Origin of the sequence: uncultured Methanofollis sp. (genome assembly GCF_937919355.1) — an archaeon.
GTDB lineage: Archaea > Halobacteriota > Methanomicrobia > Methanomicrobiales > Methanofollaceae > Methanofollis.
The window spans coordinates 1-2,038 of sequence record NZ_CALFSA010000052.1; the positions used below are offsets into that span (position 1 = coordinate 1).

A 2,038-nucleotide genomic window follows, 5' to 3' on the forward strand; every position below is an offset into this window, starting at 1 on the left:
CCCGGCGACGATGGAGAGGGTCCATGTCCCGAAGGGGCGGGAGAAGGAGATCCAGAGGGCGCTCCTCCATTACAGGGACCCGAAAAACCGCGACCTTGTCGCGGAAGGGTTGCGGCAGGCCGGGCGGGAAGACCTCATCGGGAGCGGGTGGGCCTGTCTCGTCCCGGCACGGCATGAAAGACCGGAGAGGGAGAGGACAGATAGACAGAGGAAGACAGGTCACAGGCGATGATGCCAGTGGATTTTTGTCAGGGAAGGATCACACATTCATGTATGGATGCCGGAGAAATGCTCACCATGGTCGTCCACGGCCCCGAACCCTTCGACTGTGGGGATGTCAGGCGACTCATCTCGTCCCCCGGCAGCATGAGGATCATCGTCGCCGGGGTGATGGGCCGGACAGCTGCGGAGGAGTCAGGCCTCCCCTGCGAGTGCTGCGGCGTCCCTCCGAGCCAGGTGCTCGCCCATCTCGACGGCCCGACCTTCCTCCTCAACCACGGCAAGACCCAGGAGTCGGGGAGGACCTTTGGTGAGATCATCGCAGGACGTCTCGGGCGTGGCCTCGTCCACGTCGAGTGCACACCCGGGACGGTCTTCTGCTGGAACGGCGGCGACGCCGTCCTTGCAGAGTACCTCGCCGCGCACCTTGGATATACGGTCAAGAGCGAACAGGCTTTACCGCAGGGCGGTGGCCCGGTGCGTGAGGTCAGGGGGTGCGTGCCGGGGGAACCGGTCTTTGTCAACGGTATCGTCATAGGTCGGGCGACGGCCGGGACCGTCGTGCTACGTGAAAGAGACGGCACAGTTGAGGTGGTCTCAGGGCTTCAGGTCAAGCCCCACGGCCTCGAAAAACTTGCTCGATCAGGGCCGGTCCACCTCTCCGGGGCCTGGTGTAAGAGTGGACAGATCAGGCGGCGTCCTCCGGCACGGGGCGGGGAGCGACGGGACAGGGGGAGGGTGGTCGTCCTCGACCACTGCGGGCACCACTTTTATGACCTGCTCACCCCGGACACCTGCGGAATACTCGCCATCGGCGACGACACCACGGCCGTGACCGGGCACATCGCCAGCCACCGCGGTATCCCTGTCCTCGGCGTCACCGACGGCGACAGGGATGGCGTGGTCGACGGTACCTTCCCGGAAGGCTCGGTCGTGATCGCCGTGACCACCGGCCGGGACGACGAGGTCGGCCGTGAGATCGCCGACACGGTACCTGCTGGAGGTACCCGCTGGGACGAGTGGGTTGCATGTGTCCTCAAGATGGTTGAGGGCAGGGCGAGGATCGCCCTCGACCAGAGGCAGCGACCATGATGCGATGTGCAGAGTGCAAGGGGAAACTCCTCTGTGGCCTCCCGAAATGCCCGATCATGAGCAGGTTCCACGCGCAGGTACGGGCCGTCTCCCGCGGGACGACGTATATGGGCACCGCCCCATCGGTCTTTATCGGTTCGGCAGGATACCCGGCAGTCTCGGCAGGACCGCTGATGGTCAATGACCCCGACCTGCCCCCACTCTGGATGGCGCAGGGCCTCTCCATCGACGATATCGTCGGCATCAGGGCGCAGACGATCCGGGGCACCGCCCGACCCGACGCAGTTTCCGACCAGATCCAGGAGATCGCACTCTCATCCCGGCCTCTCGACATCGAAGCGGCCTTCGAGCGCCCGGTCAACTTCGACCTCCGCTTCGACGGCACGGTCACACCGGTCGGACTATCAGGGAGTATCAGGAAGATTGACGTGCTGGACAATGCACGGGTCGAGAGAGTCGTTGACAGGGTCACCTCTGACAGCGATATCACGGCGACCGAGGCCTGCATGACCCTCGGATCCGGGGGGGTCGACGTCTACCAGATCGCGCAGTTGATGAGCGCAGGGCTCCTCGGCAGACAGCGCCGCATTGTCCCCACCAGGTGGTCGATCACCGCCGTCGACGACACCGTTGGCACCGGTCTGAAGAAACGAGTCGCCCGCTTCCAGCCTGCAGGTGAGATCGAGTTCTTCACCGCTACGGCTTACGGGAACACCATGGCCGTCAT

The 2,038-nt window shown here is 64.6% G+C and carries 2 protein-coding genes and 1 pseudogene; all 3 read left to right on the plus strand.

All coding sequences use genetic code 11. The features are described 5' to 3' along the window. Nucleotides 1-232: DUF3362 domain-containing protein (locus tag Q0520_RS02610; protein ID WP_298666222.1), on the plus strand; the 232-nt coding region annotated here is incomplete at its 5' end. A 41-nt stretch (nucleotides 233-273) separates the two neighbouring features. Next, a complete protein-coding gene (locus Q0520_RS02615; protein WP_298666223.1) occupies nucleotides 274-1,311 on the plus strand; it encodes a DUF2117 domain-containing protein in 1,038 nt (345 codons plus the stop codon). Next, nucleotides 1,308-2,038: pseudogene (locus tag Q0520_RS02620) on the plus strand (hypothetical protein); the annotation flags it as partial. The gene Q0520_RS02615 and the pseudogene Q0520_RS02620, both read left to right, overlap by 4 nt.

Bases quoted from the DNA above. Each gene is read 5' to 3' on its own strand.
- Q0520_RS02615 (WP_298666223.1), top strand. From the start codon at position 274: ATGGATGCCGGAGAAATGCTCACCATGGTCGTCCACGGCCCCGAACCC.